The sequence below is a fragment of the Nocardia sp. NPDC051981 genome, from assembly GCF_040680715.1.
Classification (GTDB): Bacteria; Actinomycetota; Actinomycetes; order Mycobacteriales; family Mycobacteriaceae; genus Nocardia.
In genome coordinates, this window is the sequence record NZ_JBFAXK010000073.1 from 1 (window position 1) to 1,361 (window position 1,361).

Below are 1,361 nucleotides of genomic sequence, written 5' to 3' on the forward strand. Positions count from 1 at the left end.
GATGATGTGGCACGGGTGGAGGACCGGACTTTCATCTGCTCGGCGAACAAGGCCGATGCCGGGCCGACCAACAACTGGGTCGATCCGGTCGATATGCGCACCGTCATGACCGAGCACTACCGCGGGGCGATGGCCGGGCGCACCATGTACGTGATCGCCTTCTGCATGGGGCCGTTGGATGCCGCCGAGCCGAAATACGGTGTGCAGATCACCGATTCGGCCTACGTCGCGGTGTCGATGCAGATCATGACCCGCTCCGGCGCGCCGGTCTGGGAAAAGCTCACCGGCGACACGGAATTCGTGCAGTGCCTGCACTCGGTGGGTGCGCCGCTCACCGAGGGCCGGCCCGATGTGCCGTGGCCGTGTGACAAGACCAAGTACATCGCGCATTTCCCCGAGACCCGCACCATCTGGAGTTACGGCTCCGGCTACGGTGGCAACGCGCTGCTGGGCAAGAAGTGTTTCGCGCTGCGCATCGCCTCGGTCCTGGGTCGCGACGAGGGCTGGCTGGCCGAGCACATGCTCATCCTGAAACTGACCTCGCCGCAAGGGAAGACGCACTACATCGCGGCGGCCTTCCCGTCCTCGTGCGGCAAGACCAACCTCGCCATGCTCGAACCGGCCCTGCCGGGGTGGCAGGCCGAAACCGTCGGCGACGACATCGCGTGGATGCGGTTCGGGGCCGACGGCCGCCTGTACGCGGTCAACCCGGAGGCCGGATTCTTCGGCGTCGCACCGGGAACCGGCGCCACGACCAACCCGAATGCCATCGCGACCATCGATCGCGGCAACTCCCTGTTCACCAACACCGCCCGCACCGACGACGGTGACGTGTGGTGGGAGGGCCTGACCGGCCAGCCCCCGGCCCACCTGATCGACTGGCACGGCCAGGACTGGACACCCGAGTCGGGAACCCCTGCCGCGCATCCGAATTCGCGCTACTGCACCCCGATCGAGCAGTGCCCCTCGGTGGCCCCGGAGTGGAACGACCCGCGCGGCGTGCCGATCTCGGCGATCTTCTTCGGCGGCCGGCGCGCCACCACCATCCCGCTGATCGCCGAGTCCTTCGACTGGGCACACGGGGTGTTCACCGCTTCGGTGCTGTCGTCGGAGACCACGGCCGCCGCGGCCGGTCAGGTCGGCGTGGTGCGCCGCGACCCGATGGCCATGCTGCCGTTCCTGGGCTACCACGTGGGTGACTACTTCGCGCACTGGCTGGCGATGGGGGAGCACGCGGGCGCGCAGCTGCCGAAGATCTTCCAGGTCAACTGGTTCCGGCGCAGCGCCGACGGGAAATTCCTGTGGCCCGGCTTCGGCGACAACGTGCGCGTGCTGAAGTGGGCCCTGGAGCGCCTGGACGG

General features: G+C 68.3%; 1 protein-coding gene. It reads left to right on the forward strand.

Annotation, left to right across the window (positions count from 1 at the left end; translation table 11 throughout):
• On the forward strand, positions 1-1,361 hold a 1,361-nt coding region (locus tag AB0L60_RS42430), incomplete at both ends, for a phosphoenolpyruvate carboxykinase (GTP) (RefSeq protein WP_364626647.1).